17 protein-coding genes are annotated in these 17,270 nt (G+C 67.2%); 5 read left to right on the top strand and 12 right to left on the bottom strand.

Features of this window, described 5'->3' with window-relative positions; all coding sequences use genetic code 11:
- Nucleotides 1-91: 91 nt before the first annotated feature.
- The 10 genes from phoU to C1926_RS14525 all read right to left on the bottom strand — a co-directional run bounded on the left by phoU (nucleotide 92) and on the right by C1926_RS14525 (nucleotide 9,696).
- The gene (gene phoU, locus C1926_RS14570) at nucleotides 92-799 is read right to left on the bottom strand and encodes a phosphate signaling complex protein PhoU (RefSeq protein ID WP_079221290.1); all 708 of its coding nucleotides are present in this window, start codon (nucleotides 797-799) and stop codon (nucleotides 92-94) included.
- 76 nt (nucleotides 800-875) lie between these two features.
- Nucleotides 876-1,706 (bottom strand): phosphate ABC transporter ATP-binding protein PstB, encoded by an 831-nt coding sequence (gene pstB / locus C1926_RS14565; protein ID WP_108759665.1) that lies wholly within the window; start codon nucleotides 1,704-1,706, stop codon nucleotides 876-878.
- Nucleotides 1,707-1,725: 19 nt separating this feature from the next.
- Nucleotides 1,726-2,589: a phosphate ABC transporter permease PstA gene (gene pstA / locus C1926_RS14560; RefSeq protein ID WP_108759664.1), complete on the bottom strand. Its 864-nt coding sequence runs from the start codon at nucleotides 2,587-2,589 to the stop codon at nucleotides 1,726-1,728.
- Nucleotides 2,589-3,557 carry a phosphate ABC transporter permease subunit PstC gene (gene pstC, locus C1926_RS14555; RefSeq protein ID WP_079221293.1) on the bottom strand — a complete coding sequence of 323 codons (969 nt, stop codon included), beginning with the start codon at nucleotides 3,555-3,557 and terminating at the stop codon, nucleotides 2,589-2,591. Before pstC ends, pstA begins: the two co-directional genes overlap by 1 nt.
- Before the next feature lie 79 nt (nucleotides 3,558-3,636).
- Nucleotides 3,637-4,725, bottom strand: coding sequence for a phosphate ABC transporter substrate-binding protein PstS (pstS, locus tag C1926_RS14550; protein ID WP_079221294.1), 1,089 nt, complete (start codon nucleotides 4,723-4,725; stop codon nucleotides 3,637-3,639).
- Between the two features lie 385 nt (nucleotides 4,726-5,110).
- Nucleotides 5,111-6,130, bottom strand: a complete 1,020-nt coding sequence (gene pstS, locus C1926_RS14545; protein ID WP_108759663.1) for a phosphate ABC transporter substrate-binding protein PstS — start codon at nucleotides 6,128-6,130, stop codon at nucleotides 5,111-5,113.
- Nucleotides 6,131-6,442: 312 nt separating this feature from the next.
- On the bottom strand, nucleotides 6,443-7,654 hold the full coding sequence (locus tag C1926_RS14540; RefSeq protein ID WP_108759662.1) for an OprO/OprP family phosphate-selective porin: 1,212 nt from the start codon (nucleotides 7,652-7,654) through the stop codon (nucleotides 6,443-6,445).
- Nucleotides 7,655-7,857: 203 nt separating this feature from the next.
- Nucleotides 7,858-8,544, bottom strand: a complete 687-nt coding sequence (nth, locus tag C1926_RS14535) for an endonuclease III (RefSeq protein WP_108759661.1) — start codon at nucleotides 8,542-8,544, stop codon at nucleotides 7,858-7,860.
- Nucleotides 8,544-8,897, bottom strand: coding sequence for a hypothetical protein (locus tag C1926_RS14530; RefSeq protein WP_079221298.1), 354 nt, complete (start codon nucleotides 8,895-8,897; stop codon nucleotides 8,544-8,546). The genes nth and C1926_RS14530 overlap by 1 nt, the downstream gene beginning before the upstream one ends.
- Before the next feature lie 4 nt (nucleotides 8,898-8,901).
- The gene (locus C1926_RS14525; protein WP_108759660.1) at nucleotides 8,902-9,696 is read right to left on the bottom strand and encodes an enoyl-CoA hydratase-related protein; all 795 of its coding nucleotides are present in this window, start codon (nucleotides 9,694-9,696) and stop codon (nucleotides 8,902-8,904) included.
- A 166-nt stretch (nucleotides 9,697-9,862) separates the two neighbouring features.
- On the opposite strand from C1926_RS14525, the gene C1926_RS14520 reads away from it, so the two are divergent.
- The 3 genes from C1926_RS14520 (at nucleotide 9,863) to C1926_RS14510 (ending at nucleotide 12,487) form a co-directional block, all read left to right on the top strand.
- Nucleotides 9,863-10,564 (top strand): FKBP-type peptidyl-prolyl cis-trans isomerase N-terminal domain-containing protein, encoded by a 702-nt coding sequence (locus C1926_RS14520; protein ID WP_108759659.1) that lies wholly within the window; start codon nucleotides 9,863-9,865, stop codon nucleotides 10,562-10,564.
- Nucleotides 10,565-10,775: 211 nt separating this feature from the next.
- Nucleotides 10,776-11,588 (top strand): CoA pyrophosphatase, encoded by an 813-nt coding sequence (locus C1926_RS14515; RefSeq protein ID WP_108759658.1) that lies wholly within the window; start codon nucleotides 10,776-10,778, stop codon nucleotides 11,586-11,588.
- A complete protein-coding gene (locus C1926_RS14510) occupies nucleotides 11,585-12,487 on the top strand; it encodes a sulfurtransferase (RefSeq protein ID WP_108759657.1) in 903 nt (300 codons plus the stop codon). Before C1926_RS14515 ends, C1926_RS14510 begins: the two co-directional genes overlap by 4 nt.
- Before the next feature lie 553 nt (nucleotides 12,488-13,040).
- On the opposite strand, the gene C1926_RS14505 is transcribed toward C1926_RS14510, so the two are convergent.
- The gene (locus C1926_RS14505) at nucleotides 13,041-13,607 is read right to left on the bottom strand and encodes an N-acetylmuramoyl-L-alanine amidase (protein WP_108759656.1); all 567 of its coding nucleotides are present in this window, start codon (nucleotides 13,605-13,607) and stop codon (nucleotides 13,041-13,043) included.
- A 72-nt stretch (nucleotides 13,608-13,679) separates the two neighbouring features.
- Between C1926_RS14505 and C1926_RS14500 the strand changes: the two genes are divergently transcribed.
- On the top strand, nucleotides 13,680-14,207 hold the full coding sequence (locus C1926_RS14500) for a hypothetical protein (protein ID WP_079221303.1): 528 nt from the start codon (nucleotides 13,680-13,682) through the stop codon (nucleotides 14,205-14,207).
- A gap of 145 nt (nucleotides 14,208-14,352) precedes the next feature.
- Entirely contained in the window at nucleotides 14,353-16,491 is a 2,139-nt protein-coding gene (gene rlmKL, locus C1926_RS14495) for a bifunctional 23S rRNA (guanine(2069)-N(7))-methyltransferase RlmK/23S rRNA (guanine(2445)-N(2))-methyltransferase RlmL (protein WP_108759655.1), read from the top strand.
- Between the two features lie 124 nt (nucleotides 16,492-16,615).
- On the opposite strand, the gene C1926_RS14490 is transcribed toward rlmKL, so the two are convergent.
- A complete protein-coding gene (locus C1926_RS14490; protein WP_174214099.1) occupies nucleotides 16,616-17,071 on the bottom strand; it encodes a hypothetical protein in 456 nt (151 codons plus the stop codon).
- Between the last annotated feature and the right edge of the window lie 199 nt (nucleotides 17,072-17,270).

The following is a 17,270-nucleotide window of genomic DNA, read 5'->3' as shown; positions in this document are numbered from 1 at the left end:
CGTGGATGAATGCCCGGATCGCGCGTACAAAAAAGGCCCCTGTCATGCCGACAGAGGCCTCCGGAGGCGCTTGCGCTGTTGCAGCGCAGTATCAGACGTGGTCGGTGCTGGACGTCTCGTCGCGCTTCTCGCGCGGCGGCAGCGGCTGCTCGCCGTGCACCAGGAACCACACGTTCTCGGCGATGTTGGTGGCGTGGTCGCCCACGCGTTCCAGGTTCTTGGCCATGAACAGCAGGTGGGTGCACGGGGTGATGTTGCGCGGGTCTTCCATCATGTAGGTCAGCAGCTCGCGGAACAGCGCGGTGTACTGCGCGTCCAGTCGGGCGTCGTCCTGGCGCAGGGCGATGGCGGCTTCGGCGTCGTTGTCGCGGTAGGCGGCGATGGCGCGGCGCACCTGCTGCGCGGCCAGGCGGCCGAGGGCACGCAGGCCCTGGATCTGCGGCAGCGGCGGCACCTTGCCCAGCGCGATGGAGCGCTTGGCGACGTTGGCGGCGTAGTCACCGATGCGTTCGATGTCGGCCGGAATGCGCAGGCCGGCCAGGATCTCGCGCAGGTCGCGGGCCATCGGGCCACGCAGGGCCAGGCGCATCACGTCGTGGCTGATCTGCTGCTCCAGCTGGTCGATGGCTTCATCGTTGGCGATGATGCGGTGGGCGGCGTTCTCGTCGCGCTTCTCGATGACGTCCATCGACGCCTCCAGCTGGGCGACAGCCATCTCGCCCATGCGCACGATTTCGGCCACCAGGCGCTGCTGCTCTTCGTCGTAGCTCTTGACGATGTGGTCGTTGGGAAGATTCATGGTTGTTCCACTCTGTAGAGTCGAGCCATGCTCGACTGACGTTGTCTGTAGAGTCGAGCCATGCTCGACTGCCGTTTCAGCCGAAGCGACCGGTGATGTAGTCCTCGGTCTGCCGCTGCGAGGGCTGCGAGAAGATCACTTCAGTACGGTCGTGCTCGATCAGGTCGCCCAGGTACATGAAGGCGGTGTAGTCGGACACGCGCGCAGCCTGCTGCATGTTGTGGGTAACGATGACGATGGTGTACTCGTGCTTGAGCTCTTCCACCAGCTGCTCGATGCGGCTGGTGGAGATCGGGTCCAGCGCCGAGGTCGGCTCGTCCAGCAGCAGCACCGACGGGCGCAGCGCCACGGCACGGGCGATGCACAGGCGCTGCTGCTGGCCACCGGACAGGCCCAGAGCGCTCTGGTTGAGCTTGTCCTTCACTTCGTCCCACAGCGCGCCCTGGCGCAGGGCCTGCTCGACGCGGTCGGCCATGTCGGCCTTGCTCAGCTTCTCGTGGTGGCGGATGCCGTAAGCCACGTTCTCGAAAATGGTCATCGGGAACGGAACCGGCTTCTGGAACACCATGCCCACCTTGCTGCGCAGGCGGTTCATCGGGTACTTCGGCGAAAGGATGTTCTCGCCATCCAGCATCACCTCGCCACGCGCTTCCAGCTTCGGGTACAGGGCGTAGATGCGGTTGAAGATGCGCAGCAGGGTCGACTTGCCGCAACCGGAGGGACCGATCAGCGCGGTCACGCGCTTTTCCGGGATCTCCAGGTTGATGCCCTTCAGGGCGTGGAACTTGTCGTAGTAGAAGTCCAGACCACGCGCGGCCAGCTTGACCGGCGACGGCGCGTGCAGGTTCTCGTGCGAGGCCGGCACCGCGATGCGCTGCATGGGCACGGCGTTGGAGAGGTCGTTCATGGCGTTATCCACGGAAAGGTCAGTCATGGGAGATACGGTTGCGCAGCAGGACGGCGCGGGCGCCGAGGCTGACCAGCAACACGAAGACAGTCAGCACCAGGGCACCGGCCCAGGCCAGGGTCTGCCAGGATTCATACGGGCTGCCGGCGAACTGGTTCATCACCACCGGCACCGAGGCCATCGGCTGGAAGATGTTGTTGTTCCAGTACTGGTTGCCGAAGGCGGTGAACAGCAGCGGGGCGGTTTCACCGGAAATGCGGGCCAGCGCCAGCAGGATGCCGGTGATGATGCCGGCCGACGCACTGCGGTACAGCACCTGCACGATCACCTTCCACTGCGGGATGCCGAGCGACAGGGCGGCTTCGCGCATCTGCGAAGGCACCAGGCGCAGCATCTCGTCGGTGGTGCGCACCACCACCGGCAGCACGATGAAGGCCAGCGACAGCGCACCTGCGAAGGCGGAGAAGTTGCCGCCGGTCTGCATCACGTACAGGGTGTAGACGAACAGGCCCAGCACGATGGACGGCGCCGACAGCAGGATGTCGTTGACGAAGCGGACCACGGTGCCGGCCTTGCGGGCGTTGCCGTACTCGGCCAGCCAGGTACCGGCCAGCACGCCCAGCGGGGTGCCGATGCCGATCGCCAGCGCACACATCACCGCGCTGCCGAAGAAGGCATTGGCCAGGCCGCCTTCCTGCATCGGCGGCGGCGTCATCTTGATGAAAAGATTCAGATTGATGCCGGCCAGGCCCTTGGAGGCCAGGGTGAACAGGATCCAGCCCAGGAAGAACAGGCCGAACAGGGCGGTGGCGCAGGACAGCGCGATGGCAATGACGTTGCCGATGCGGCGGCGCAGGTACAGGGAGTCAGCGGTGGTGGACATCAGTTGCCCTCCTTGCGGGACAGGCGCATCAGCATCAGGCGGGCGATGGCCAGCACGACGAAGGTGACGATGAACAGGACGAAGCCGAGCAGCAGCAGCGCCGAGCGGTAGGTTTCAGTGGCTTCGCCGAAATCGTTGGCGATCAGCGCGGCGATGGTGGTGCCCGGTTCCAGCAGCGACGGCGACAGGCGCACGCTGTTGCCGATCACGAAGGCCACGGCCATGGTTTCGCCCAGCGCACGGCCGAGGCCGAGGAAGACGCCGCCGATGACGGCCGAGCGGGTGTAGGGCAGGACGATGTCCCAGCTCACTTCCCACTTGGTCGAACCCAGCGCGTAGGCCGATTCCTTCAGGCGGGTCGGCACGGTCAGGAACACTTCGCGCATCACCGAGGAGATGAACGGGATGACCATGATGGCCAGCACGAAGCCGGCGGTGAGCATGCCGATGCCCAGCGGCGGGCCCTGGAACATCGGCCCGATGATCGGCCATTCGCCCAGGGTTTCGTTGAGGAACGGAGTGACGTACTCGGTCATCACCGGCACCAGCACGAACAGGCCCCACATGCCGTAGATGATCGAGGGGATGCCTGCCAGCAGTTCGATGGCGGTACCGACCGGGCCACGCAGCCAGCGCGGCGCGACTTCGGTGAGGAAGAAGGCGATGCCGAAGCTGACCGGCACGGCGATGACCATCGCGATGAACGCGGTGACCAGGGTGCCGTAGATCGGGGCGAGGGCGCCGAACTTGTTTTCGACCGGATTCCAGTCGGAGGAGAAGAAGAAGCTCAGGCCCTGCATCTGCAGGGCATGGCGGCCGCCCCACAGCATGGACAGCGCGGCGCAGGCCAGGGCGATCAGGACGAAGATGACGGTGCCGACCAGCACCCATCGGAACAGTTTGTCGTTGCGGGCATCACGCGCATCGCGCGTGGACGGGGCTGCTACAGGCTGGGCGATGGCATTCATGGGGACGGCAGGGCCAGGAAAGGGGGCGGCACGACGTGGAAGTGACGGTGCCCGCGCGGGGCGGGCACCGTCGGGTCCATCACTTCAGCTCGGTGCCCCAGTAGGCCTCGATCTGCTTGGTCAGTTCGGCCGGCAGCGGCACGTAGTGCAGCTCGTTGGCCTGGGTCTGGCCGTTTTCGAAGGCCCACTTGAAGAAGGCCAGGGTGTCCTGGTTGCGCTTGGCGTCCTTCGGCTTCTTCTGCATCAGCATGAAGTTGGTGGCGGTGATCGGCCACGCCTGCTCGCCCGGGGCGTTGGTGATGACCAGGTTGAAGTCCTTGGCGCTGGCCCAGTCGGCGCTGGCAGCAGCGGCGGCGAAGGTTTCAGCGTTCGGCTGCACCCAGGTGCCTGCGGCGTTCTGCAGGGCGGTGTACGGCATGGCGTTCTGCAGGGCGTAGGCCAGCTCGACGTAGCCGATGGAACCCTTGATCTGCTTCACGTAGGAGGCAACGCCTTCGTTGCCCTTGCCACCGACGCCGTCCGGCCACTGCACCGAGGTGCCTTCGCCGACCTTGGTCTTCCACTCCGGGCTGACCTTGGACAGGTAGTTGGAGAAGTTGAAGGTGGTGCCCGAACCGTCCGAACGGTGGACGATGGTGATCTTGCCGTCCGGCAGGGTCACGCCCGGGTTGGCCGCGGCGATGGCCGGGTCGTTCCAGGTCTTGACCTTGCCCAGGAAGATGTCGGCGAGCAGGGCGCCGGTCAGGCGCAGCTTGCCGGCTTCCAGGCCTTCGATGTTGACGACCGGCACCACGCCGCCGATGGCCGACGGGAACTGGGCCAGGCCGGCCTGGGCCAGCTCGTCGCTGCTCAGCGGCTTGTCCGAGGAACCGAAATCAACGGTGCCGGCCTTGATCTGGGCGATACCGCCGCCCGAACCGATCGACTGGTAGTTGATCTTGGCGCCGGTGGCGGTGTTGTAGTCGGCCGACCACTTGGACACCAGCGGGAAGATGAAGGAAGCGCCAGCGCCGGAGACCTCGGCGGTCACCTTGTCGCCGGCAGCGGCCGGGGCGGCGGCTGCGTCGGCAGCCGGCTGCTGTGCAGCCTGCTTGTCGCCACCGCAGGCCGACAGGCCCAGGGCGATGGCCAGGGAAAGGGCGGCGAGGCCGGCCGAGTGCAGTTTCATGTTCACTCCATAGCGGGGAAGAGCCGACGTCGTCGGCGGATGCGGCTATGAAATGATGTTTTTGTTACAGCCGTATGACGTCCATGACAGAGGTGTCGGACATCACGTTCTGACAAGGGTTTCACGGGGTCAGCGGCCCCGTGGCGGGGCTGCCCGGCGCCGTCCGGGGCGCTGGAATGCGCGCGGCTGGCGGGCCGTAGTCGAGCATGGCTCGACTCTACAAAGGCGAAAAGCAGCCGAGCATGGGCTCGGCTCTGCAAGGGCAGGGGCCGGGCCAGGATCCCCCAAAAAAGAAAGGCGCCAGACCCGAAGGTCCAGCGCCCGGTTGGGATCGGCGGGGGAGAGAGGACCCGCCGATCCCCGTTCCTGCGGGGGAACGCTTTGCTCAGTACTTCAGGTTCTGGGTCCAGTAGGTCTCGATCTGCTTGACCAGGGTGTCCGGCAGCGGCACGTAGTCCAGCTGCTTGGCCTGCGCATCACCGTTCTTGTAGATCCAGCGGAAGAACTCCTGGGTCGCCTTGGCGCCGGCCACGTTCTTCGGCTGCTTGCGCACCAGGATGAAGTTGGTGGCGGTGATCGGCCACGCCTGCTCGCCCGGGGCGTTGGTCATGACCAGGTAGAAGTCCTTGGCATTGGCCCAGTCAGCGCTGGCGGCCGCGGCCGAGAACGAGGCGTCCGACGGCTGCACGATCTTGCCGGCAGCATTCTTCATCGCCGCGTAGGACATCTTGTTCTGCAGGGCGTAGGACAGTTCGACGTAGCCGATGCCGCCCTTGATCTGCTTCACGTAGGCAGCGACGCCTTCGTTGCCCTTGCCGCCGATGCCGGCCGGCCACTGGACCGAGGTGCCTTCACCGACCTTGGTCTTCCACTCCGGGCTGACCTTGGACAGGTAGTTGACGAAGTTGAAGGTGGTGCCCGAACCGTCCGAACGGTGGACGATGGTGATCTTGGCGTTCGGCAGGGTCAGGCCGCTGTTCAGGGCAGCGATGGCCGGGTCGTTCCAGGTCTTGATCTTGCCCAGGAAGATGTTGGCCAGGGTCGGGCCGTCCAGCTTCAGCGCGCCCGGGGCAACGCCGGCCACGTTGATGACCGGCACCACGCCGCCGATGACCGACGGGAACTGGGCCAGGCCGGCAGCAGCCAGCTCTTCCGGCTTCAGCGGGGCATCGGACGAACCGAAGTCCACGGTCGCCGCCTTGATCTGGGCGATACCACCACCGGAACCGATGGACTGGTAGTTGACCTTCTTGTCGGTCGCGGTGCTGTAGTCCGCCGACCACTTGGACATGACCGGGTAGATGAACGAAGCGCCCGCGCCGGTGACATCGGCGGCGTTGGCGGCAAACACGGACGATGCAGCCAGGATGGCGACAGCGGCGCGCGACTTGAAGGCGTGGATCACGGGAGAGACTCCTGGGGTGGTCGAAGGGCGGCTGCCCAACGTTTCGGTGCACATTCCATAACGGTTACGTGACACGCCCGCGTCTGTCATATGACGCAACCGTGACACTCGTCATGAATGTCTCGGAACCCGCGCCAGAGGGCCTGTGGGCCCTTCGCGGCACGGTCGTAAAGCGAGCCTTGCAGCAGCCGTGGGCACTGCCCGGGCGCCGGTGCTGCGCAGGCGCCACCGCTCGCAGGGCAGGGCGGCGGGTCCCACAACGACGAAGGCACGGCCGGAGCCGTGCCTTCGTTGCAACGCGTGCTTCAGGTCTTACCAGAAGAACTGCGCGCGGGCTTCCAGGATGTTCGGATCGTCGTTGACGAAGCCGCGGGCGGTGGAGCTGTACTTCTTGCTGTCCACCATCACGTAGTTGACCATGAACTTGAAGTTCGAACGCCAGTACCAGTTGGCGCCGACGGTCCAGATGTCCATCTTGCCGCCCAGCACGCCATCGACGATCGGCGGACGACCGGCGACCGGGTTGGCCGCCAGGTTGCCGTCGTTCAGGTCCATGTGGTCGTAACGCACGCCCAGCTGCCACTGGCCGCCGGCCGGATTGTTCGGCAGGCCGGTGCCCGGGGTGCCGCCCTTGTAGCTCCAGGTTTCGCCGGTCACGTTCCACACGCCGCTGACGTAGTAGCCGTCGCTGGTGTAGTTGTCGTGGTCGTAGCGCTTGGCCTTGCTGCTGTAGTACTCGGCCTGGGCCTTGAACGGGCCCTGGAAGTACATGGCTTCAGCGCCGAGGGTGCTGACGCGGTCGGTGTCGGTCATGTTGCCGCTGTCGACCAGGCGGGCGGTGGCCAGGTCGGCGTTCGGGCGGGCACGCACGCGCAGGGTGTCGGCGTCGGCGTCGTAGTCGACGTAGCTCAGGCCGAAGTGCAGGACCTGGCCCTTCTCGTTGATCGGGGCGAAGGTGCCGCGTGCGCCGTAGCCGCTGCCGTGGGCCAGGTTGCGGGTCAGTTCGCGGCCGAAGGCGCTGGCGGTGACCGACCAGTTGTCCTGGCCGTAGCTGTAGGCGCCACCGAGGCGGCGGGCGACCGCGTAGGTGTTGGTGACCGCAGCCTTGGAGATGAAGTCGTTGTTCTTGGTGCTGGACAGCTCTTCCAGGCTGTTGGGCTGCTTGAACTGGCCGGCCTGGATGAAGTGGTTGGCGTTGCCCAGCAGCTTGTACTTCACGTTGGTGTCGAGGAACTTGTCGGCCTTGGCGTCATAGCCGACCACCCACTCCACGTTGCCCGGGCCCTTGCCCTTCAGCACCAGCTCGGCGCGACGCAGTTCGAATTCGCTGTCCTTGCCATTGCCGGCGTCACCGCCGTTGAGGTCCACGACGTCATTGTCGAACCAGTTGCCGTCGGCCTGGACCAGGCCTTCGAAGGTGATTTCCGAACCGCCGATCACATCGATGGCGACTTCAGCGTGAGCAGCCGGCACGTACAGCGCAGCAGCCACGGCCACCGTCAGGAGTTGGTGATGCAGTTTCATGGAGAGGAGCCTTGCAGGCAGGTGGGAAGATGCGCGCAGGCTAAAAGGTAAAGATTGCGTAAATGTGACAGTTCGCGCGCGGCAGGCATCCGCCGCAGGCCCCGTCGCGTCAGGGGCTGACGATGTAAACGCTTGCATGTGACGCTGCGGTTGCGCACGGATTGCAGTAGATCCACGCCACGCGGGGATGCCTGTCGTGCGCCCTACGCGGCGGTCTTTTCCTTGAACCGGCACAGGTCGGCAATCACGCACCCCGGGCAATCCGGCTTGCGCGCCTTGCACACGTAACGCCCGTGCAGGATCAGCCAGTGATGCGCATCGAGCAGGAACTCGGCCGGGATCGCCTTGACCAGGCGGTCCTCCACTTCGCGCACGTTTTTGCCCGGCGCCAGCCCGGTGCGGTTGGCCACGCGGAAGATGTGCGTATCGACTGCCATCACCGGTTCGCCGAACGCGGTGTTGAGCACCACGTTGGCCGTCTTGCGGCCGACCCCGGGCAGCGCTTCCAGCGCTTCGCGATCGCGCGGCACTTCGCCGTCGTACTTCTCCAGCAGGATCGCGCAGGTGGCGATCACGTTCTTCGCCTTCGCGTTGAACAGGCCGATGGTGGCGATGTATTTCTTCAGGCCGTCCTCACCGAGCGCGAGGATCTTGGCCGGTGTATTGGCCACCGGGAACAACCGCCGCGTCGCTTTGTTGACGCCCACGTCCGTGGCCTGCGCCGACAGTGCCACAGCCACCAGCAGCTCGAACGGCGAGCTGTATTCCAGTTCCGTCTTCGGGTGCGGGTTGAGTTCGCGCAGGCGGGTGAACATTTCCACCACGTCGGCACGCGGCATCACGCTGCCACGACGCGCGGGTGTGCGCGTGGTCTTCTTTGCAGTGGCCATTACTGTTCCTTGCCTGCGGCGCGGGCCTTGGCCCGGGCGAGGATCGCGGCCGCCGCAGCGGGCAGCGCAGGCTTCACATCTGGTGCCGGCGCTGGTGTGCGACGTGCATCACGTTCGGCTTCGCGGCGCGCCAGGCGCACGGCACGCGCACGATAGCGCTCACGTGCGGCCCAGGCGTTCTGCAGGTCGTGCTGTACCTGCAGCAGGCGCTGCGGAAGTTCCGGGTGGCCGGGTACCAGGCGTGCGTCGGCCTCGCCGGCGACGTAGTCCATCAGGCCGGCCTGCAGGGCGCCATCGAGATCGTCTGCCTGGACCCGGGCGAACAGCTGCGCGGGGTTGGGTCGGGATGCCATGGGGTCAGCGGTTCTGGAAGGCCGGCGGGCGACGCTGCAGGAACGCGCTGGTGCCTTCGCGCATGTCTTCGGTGGCGAACAGCAGGCCGAACTGCGCGCTTTCGTATTCCAGGCCCGCTTCCAGGCTGCATTCGCCGCCCACGTGCACGGCGTCCAGCAGGCCACGCAGGGCCAGCGGTGCAGAGCGGGTCAGCTGCCTGGCGACGTCCTGCACGCGGTTGTCCAGTTCGGCTGCCGGCACCACCTGGTTGACGATGCCCAGCGCGAGGGCGCGCCCGGCGTCGATCGGTGCGCCCAGCAGGCACAGTTCCAGGGTGGCCGCGCGGCCGCACAGGCGCAGCAGGCGCTGGCTGCCACCGAAGCCCGGGATCAGCCCCAGGTTGATCTCCGGTTGGCCGACCTTGGCGGTATCGGCCGCGATGCGCAGGTGGCAGGCCATGGCCAGCTCCAGCCCGCCGCCCAGGGCAAAGCCGTTGACGCGGGCGATGACCGGCTTGGGCATGCGCTCGATCTGCCGCATCAGGGCCTGGCCCAGGAGTGAGAAATCACGTCCCTGAACCGCGCTGAGGATGTTCATTTCGGCGATGTCGGCGCCGGCCACGAAGGCCTTGGGGCCGGCGCCGGTCAGCACCACCACGCGGACGTCCGGGTCGGCCGCCGCGGCGCTGAACGCCTCGGCCAGGGCCTGCAGGGTGGCCGCGTTGAGGGCGTTGAGCTTTTCCGGGCGCTGCACGGTGAGGGTGCGGATGGCACCGTCATCGGTCACGGCGACGGGGTGGTCGGCGGGGGCTGAGGCCACGGAAAACTCCTGGAACGTTAAAAAAAAGTGAGATTGAACTCTTGAAACGCAGGCGGGTCAAAGCCTGCGTGGTCAGTAGCGGTTACACGTTGTGGCCGGTATCCTAACCCGTCGCCTCAGGGCGGCGCAGAACGTCCCTGAGTTACCACCCCTGGAGAACTGTTTGATGAAGTTGCGTTCTATCGCGGTCGCCGTCGCGGCCCTGGCCCTGACGGGCAATGCCCTCGCCCAGGACGTCGCGTCCGAAAAGGGCAAGCTGAGCTATTACTTCGGTTACGACTACGGCAACAACCTGGCTGAGCTGACCGCCCGTGGTGAGCAGCTGGACATCAACTCGGTGGTGAAGGGCCTGCAGGACGCCTACGCCAAGAAGCAGCCGGCGATCACCGCCGATCAGCTGAAGCCGGCCGTTGAGGCGTTCCAGAAGCGCGAGCAGGGCCGTGCCCAGGCCGCCAAGGCCGAGTACGAAAAGGCTGCTGCCGAAAACAAGACCAAGAGCGACCAGTTCATTGCGGCCAACAAGTCCAAGGCGGGCGTGCAGTCCCTGCCGAGCGGCGTGCAGTACCGCGTGATCGAAGCCGGCAAGGGTGCCAAGCCGACCCAGGCCAACACCGTGCAGCTGGAAGTGGCCGGTCCGTATCCGTTCGGCCAGCGCCCGGCTGAAGCCCGCCCGGCCCAGCAGATTCCGTCGATCAAGGTCAGCGAAGTCGAAATGAAGGCCATGCGCGAGACCCTGCTGCAGATGCCGGCTGGCTCGAAGTGGGAAATCACCCTGCCGCCGGACCAGGCTTACGGTGCCGACCCGCGTACCGGCTTCCCGCCGAACGTGGCGGTGCAGTTCGAAGTCAAGCTGGTCAGCGTCAAGTAAAAAACGAAGCAGTGCAGACAACGCGCCGGTGGCTTCCACCGGCGCGTTTCTGTTTCCGCTGCGGGACGCGTGCGCCAACCCGGTAGAGTCGACCGTTGGTCGACTGCTCTTACCGCGCTGCGCGCGATAGTCGACTGACAGTCGACTCTACCGCGCCCATTCGCGTGTCGCGATCGTCCCCAACCGCAGCCATTCGCGCTACTGTTGCAGGGTGCAAACTACGGAAGAACCGGCGCGTGTTGTTGCAAGCCCCTGCATTGGAGTGTGCAAGCTGGATCACAACCGGCTGTGCGCCGGGTGCGGGCGGCATATCGATGAAATCGCAGGGTGGTCGTCGATGAGCGATCGCGAACGCAGCCGCATCCTGCACCGCGTGCAACCCCTGCGCGAACAACTGCAGCAATCGCTGCGTGGCTCACTGGCCGACCATGAGCGCCTGCTGCGCGCGCTGCATCCGCTGGCCGAACCGCCGCAGGGCGACGGCTGGAACCGCAGCGAACTGAGTGACCTGCTGCCACCCGGCCCGCCGGTGGAAGCCGCCGTGCTGGCCGGTATCGTGCCGCGTGCCGGTGGCGCCCAGGTCATCCTCACCCGCCGCACCGAAACCCTGCGCACCCACGGTGGCCAGGTCGGCTTTCCCGGCGGCCGCACCGAACCCGACGACCGCGACGCGCTCGCCGCTGCACTGCGCGAGAGCCAGGAAGAAATCGCACTGGCACCGGGCCAGGTGCAGGCGCTGGGCTACCTCGATCCTTTCGTGACCATCACCGGCTACCGGGTGACCCCGGTGGTGGCGGTGGTCGATCCGGATTTCGTGCCGGTGCCGCAGCCCAGTGAAGTGGCCGAAGTGTTCGAGGTGCCGCTGGATTACCTGATGGCCGCCGACAACCTGCGCCAGGTCGAAATCAACCATCGCGGCCGCGTGCGCCATGTCCTGGAATACGGCTGGCCTGGCCAGCGCATCTGGGGCGCCACCGCGGCCATCCTCTACAACCTGCGTCGCCGCCTGGAGCAAGTGCAATGAAGCCGATCGATCCGCCGTGGACCACCCTGGTCGATGTCGCCACGCTGGCCGCCGCCCTGGGCGAAGGCGTGCGCGTGGTTGATGCGCGCGCCACCGCCAGCACGGCCGTGCGCGTGGTGGATGCCCGCGCGGCCCTGGCCGATCCGCAGGCCGGGGCAGGGCAGTACGCAGCCGGGCATATCCCGGGCGCGGTACATGCCGATCTCAACCAGGATCTTTCCGACCTGCGCCGCAGCGGCCATGGCCGCCATCCGCTGCCCGACAGCGACGCGTTTGCCGCGCGCGTGGGCCAGTGGGGCATCGGCCAGGACACGCAGGTGGTGGTCTACGACGGCAGCGACGGCAGCATGGCCGCAGCACGCCTGTGGTGGCTGCTGCGCCTGATCGGCCACACCCGCGTGGCCGTGCTCGACGGCGGCATCGCTGCCTGGCAGGCCGCCGGCCATGCACTGGCCACCGGCCACAGCGAGGTGTCTGCGCAGCCGCCGTATCCGGGCCGTTTCGACACCACCCAGGTGGCCTCCGCCGACGAGATTGCCGCGCGCCTCAAGCACGCCCCCGGCTGGCTGGTCGACGCCCGCGCCGGCGAGCGGTTCCGTGGCGAAGTGGAGCCGCTGGACCCGGTGGCCGGCCACGTTCCCGGCGCGGTCAACCGCCCGTTCGCCCTCAACGTCCTCGACGGCCGCCTGCGCGACCCGCAGGAACTGCGTGCAGAGCTGCAGGGCGTGATTGGCAACCAGGACCCGCAGCGTGTCGTGCTGATGTGCGGCTCGGGCGTGACCGCCTGCCACCTGCTGCTGGCCATGGAAAGCGCCGGCCTGAGCGGCGCCCGCATCTATGCCGATTCCTGGAGCGGCTGGATCAGCGACAGCACCCGCCCGGTGGCGACCGGCGCCTGAGTCGCACGGGGTCGGATCCGTTTCCAACGGGAAACGGCTCTGACCCCAATCGGCCGGGTCGTCGCGCAGGGCGCAGTCGAGCCTGGCTCGACTTTACAAAAACCTCATTCCGATTGATTGGACCCCGTGCCGACCAACGGTCGGCACCTACCATCAGCGGCAGGTTCCGACAGATAGAAGCCAGTAGATCCACGCCACGCGTGGATGAAATCCATCAGGTATCGAATTCCAGATTGGGGTCAGAGCCCGTTGCGCAGCAACGGGATCCGACCCCGTGCCGTACCGTCAGATCGCAGAAAGCTGTCGAAGGCGGGGTGGGTCCGGTTGAGGGGGTGTGAGCGGCATGCATGCCGCGACCAAGCCCCCATGGGTGAGGGCGCTTTGCTTGCGAAGCACTGCTTCGCAAGCGCCCGAACGCACAGCCGCCAGCGGCTGGGCCGGACTGGGGGTTTACGGCGTCCCCCGCAACCGGACCCACCCCGCCATCCCACGGAAAGCAGGCTTTTGATCTTGCCTTGGCCTCTGCAGGTGCAGGGCGCAGCCCTGCAGACCCTCACCCCACCGGTTGCAACGGCACCTTCGCCAGCACCCGCGCCCACGGGAACAACGGCCCCGGATCCCGCTTGCGCGCCACCATCAGCGCCGCATCATCACTGGCCGGCACCTGTTCCAGGTCCAGCTGGTCGTGCCCGGCAATCCGCTGCAGCGAGGGGTAGCGCGCCACCAGCGCCAGCAGCAGCGCCTCCAGCGCCAGCAGCTGCGCCTCCGTGTACGGCTCGTCCATCGCCTGGTGGCGGCTGTCGAACCAGTGCGGGTAGCGGCCGGTGTTGACCAGCTCGATGCCCACCGTATCGGCGTTCATGCCGCGCACGTGGTGGGCGATGCGCTCCGGTGCCACGTACTGCACCACGCTGCCGTCGCGGTCGATGTAGAAGTGGCCGCTGTTGCCGGCGCCGCTGTCGTACAGCACGCGCTCGCCGTATTCGCGGGCCATGGCCAGGTTGGGCAGCTCGGTGCAGTGGATCACCACCATCCGCAGGCTGTCGGCGTCACGCTGGGGCAGGCGGTCGTGGTAGGGCAGGGGCTGCAGCTGCAGGCCGGGCAGGAGCGGGGTGGGCATCCGGCGATGCTAGCATTGCAGGATGAACCTGCCTTCCCGATCGACGTTGAACCGCTCCCTGGGAGCGCATGCATGAGCCGCGGCCACTGCATCCTGTCCCACGGCTTCGAGAGCGGCCCGGAGGCCACCAAGGTCACCGCACTGGCCGAAGTCGCGCAGCGCCTGGGCTGGACCCATGAGCGCCCCGACTACACCGACCTGGACGCGATGAGCGAGATCAGCCGCGTCGGCGACGTGCGCACCCGCCTGCAGCGGCTGGTCGAGCGCGCTGCCGCTGCCGCCGCGCAGGGGCCGGTGGTGCTCGCCGGGTCCAGCCTGGGGGCCTATATTTCCGGCATCGCCTCGCTGCAGGTGCCGGTCGCCGGCCTGTTCCTGATGGTGCCGCCCACCACCATGGGCCCGATGCCGGCGCTGGATGCCGCCGCCGTGCCGACCACCGTGGTCCAGGCCTGGCATGACGAGGTGGTGCCCGCCGCCGGGGTCATCGCCTGGGCGCAGGCGCGCTCGGCGCAGCTGCTGCTGGTGGACGACGGCCACCGCCTGGAACGCCATGTAGAGGCCTCCGCGCAGGCCTTCGAGCGCCTGCTGCGCCAGCTGTGAAGCCCGGGCGCACGGCGCGCCCGCCCGCTTTGACTACAATGGCAGCCCCGCCGCCTCCGGCGCGGGCCTGCCGGCCGTGACTACGGCCCTCCTTTCCGACTGGCCCGGCCCCCATGCCGCGCCCGACCACCTGCGAACTGATCCCGTGAAATTCTTCGTCTCCTGCGCCAAGGGCCTGGAATACCTGCTTGCCGATGAACTGTCGGCCCTGGGCCTTGGCAAGGCCACCGCCACCATTGCCGGCGTCAACGCCGATGGCGAACTGGAGCAGGCGCTGCGGATCGTGATGTGGTCGCGCCTGGCCAGCCGCGTGCTGTGGCCGATCGACGAATTCGAGTGCCCGGACGAGCAGGCCCTGTACGACGGCGTGCGTGCCCTGCCGTGGCACGAGCACATCAAGCCGGAAATGACCCTGGCGGTGGATGCGCACGTGTCCGGCGACAAGATCACCCATGCCCGCTTCGCGGCGCAGCGGATCAAGGACGCCATCGTCGACCGCATGCGTGACGAGGGCCTTGAACGCCCCTCGGTCAACACCGACCTGCCCGACGTGCGCGTGAACCTGTCGCTGCGCAAGGGCCGTGCCTCGCTGTCGATCGACCTCGGCGGTGGCCCGCTGCACCGCCGTGGCTGGCGCGGTGCCGCCCACGAGGCGCCGCTGAAGGAAAACCTGGCCGCCGCGCTGCTCATGCGCGCGCAGTGGCCGCGCCTGCACGCCGCCGGTGGTGGCCTGCTGGACCCGATGTGCGGCAGCGGCACGCTGCTGATCGAAGGCGCGCTGATGGCCGCTGACGTCGCCCCGGGCCTGATGCGCCACGGCAGCCTGCCGCCGAGCCGCTGGCTGGGCTTCGACAAGGCCGCCTGGAAGGCGATCCAGAGCGAAGCACGTGATCGCGAAGCCGCCGGCCTGGCCGCGCTGAAGCCGGTCATCCACGGCAGCGACATCGACCCGACCGCGATCCAGGCCGCCCGCGAGAATGCCGAAGTGGCCGGCGTGGCCCACGCCATCCGCTTCACCCGCGCCGACGTGGCCGACCTGGCCGCGCCGGAGCAGGAGATCGGCGCGGTGGTCTGCAACCCGCCGTATGACGAGCGCCTGGCCGCCGATCCGGCGCTGTACCGCGCGCTGGGCAATGCCCTGCAGAAGGCCGTGCCGCAGTGGCGCGCCAGCCTGCTGTGCGGCAACGATGAACTGGCCTTCGCCACCGGCCTGCGCGCGGGCAAGAAGTACCAGATGTTCAATGGTGCGCTGGAATGCGCGCTGATCGTCTGCGACCCGATCGCCGTGCCGGGCCGCGACCCGGCGCAGCCGCGCGAGCTGAGCGAAGGCGCGCAGATGGTGGCCAACCGCCTGCGCAAGAACCTGAAGAAGTTCAAGAGCTGGCGCGCGCGCGAGGACATCACCTGCTTCCGCGCCTACGATGCCGACCTGCCGGAATATGCGGCGGCCATCGACGTCTATGAAGAAGACGGTGGCCAGCGCCGTACCTTCCTGCACGTGCAGGAATACGCCGCCCCGGCCGCGATCCCGGAAAACGACGTGCGCCGCCGCCGCAACGAACTGCTGGCGGCCGCGCGTGAAGTGTTCGGCGTGCCGCCGGAGCAGGTCTCGATGAAGTCGCGCGAGCGCGGCAAGGGCGGCAGCAAGTACGGCCGCTTCGAACAGCGCGACGAGTTCATCGTGGTGCGCGAAAACAATGCGCTGCTGCAGGTGAACCTGTTCGATTACCTCGACACCGGCCTGTTCCTCGACCACCGCCCGCTGCGCCGGATGATGGCCGAGCAGGTGCGTGGCAAGCGCTTCCTCAACCTGTTCTGCTACACCGGCGTGGCCAGCGTGCAGGCGGCGGTGGCCGGTGCGGCCAGCACCACCAGCGTCGACCTGTCGGCCACCTACCTGCAGTGGTGCTACGACAACCTGGCGTTGAACGGGCAGGGCGGCAACCAGCATCTGCTGGTGCAGGCCGATGCAATGGCGTGGCTGGAAGGCGACCGCGGCCAGTACGACGTGATCTTCTGCGATCCGCCGACGTTCTCGAACTCGGCCCGCGCCGACGACTTCGACGTGCAGCGCGAGCAGCTGAAGATGCTGCGTGCGGCCGTGGCGCGCTTGGCGCCGGGCGGCGTACTGTACTTCTCCAACAACTTCCGCCGCTTCAAGCTGGAAGAGAACGCCATCGCCGAGTTCGCCCAGTGCCGCGAGATCACCGCACGCACCATCGGCCCGGACTTCGAGCGCAACGCCCGCATCCACCGCGCGTGGGAGTTGAAGCGGCTGGGCTGACCGGGTTGCTGGGGTCGGATTCCCTGCGCGCAGCGCAGGGACTCTGACCCCCGTTACCGCCGCCTGGATGCTCGGTGCCTGGATCTGGCCCTGGGCGGTAGATCCACGCCATGCGTGGATGGCCCTACAACACCAGCAACCGACCCGGGGCATGGGCCAACGGCCAATGCCCCTGTTCGTACAGCGCGATCACCGGTTCCCACTGCGCCGGCAGGCCGAGGTGTACTTCCAGCAATCGCTGCCGCGCGGCGAACATCGTCGTATCGCGCGCAACCAGATGCAGGTCATGTGCACCGCAGCGCAGGGCCGGCAGATCGAAGGCAGACAGCACGCGCATCAGGGTGCGGTTGAGTTCGCGGCGGGGTTCGGCCAGCTCGGCGGGGCGCGGCAGTGCGCCATGGAACGGATCCGGATCGCCCAGCACGCTGGGCATCCACTCGAAGTCGTCAGTCTCAATGACCTGCAACGCTTCGGCCAATGACCCAACGGATGCGACACCCGCAGTCGTGGGCAGTGTCTCGCCCAGGCGGGAGAAGAAGCGGATTCCAGCGATCCGTTGCAGCAGCGCAGTTGATTCCATGCAGGCAATTGTAGGCCGGTAGCGCCGGGCCATGCCCGTAGTAGATCCACGCCATGCGTGGATGCGCGGTGCATGGATGGGGTCAGAGCCCTTGCGCTGTGCGCAAGGGATCCGACCCCGCTACCCAGTAGATCCACGCCATGCGTGGATGCGCGGTGCAAGGTGGGGTCAGAGCCCTTGCGCTGTGCGCAAGGGATCT

The organism is Stenotrophomonas sp. ZAC14A_NAIMI4_1, assembly GCF_003086915.1.
Lineage (GTDB): Bacteria > Pseudomonadota > Gammaproteobacteria > Xanthomonadales > Xanthomonadaceae > Stenotrophomonas.
This window is presented reverse-complemented; position numbering and strand designations above follow the sequence as displayed.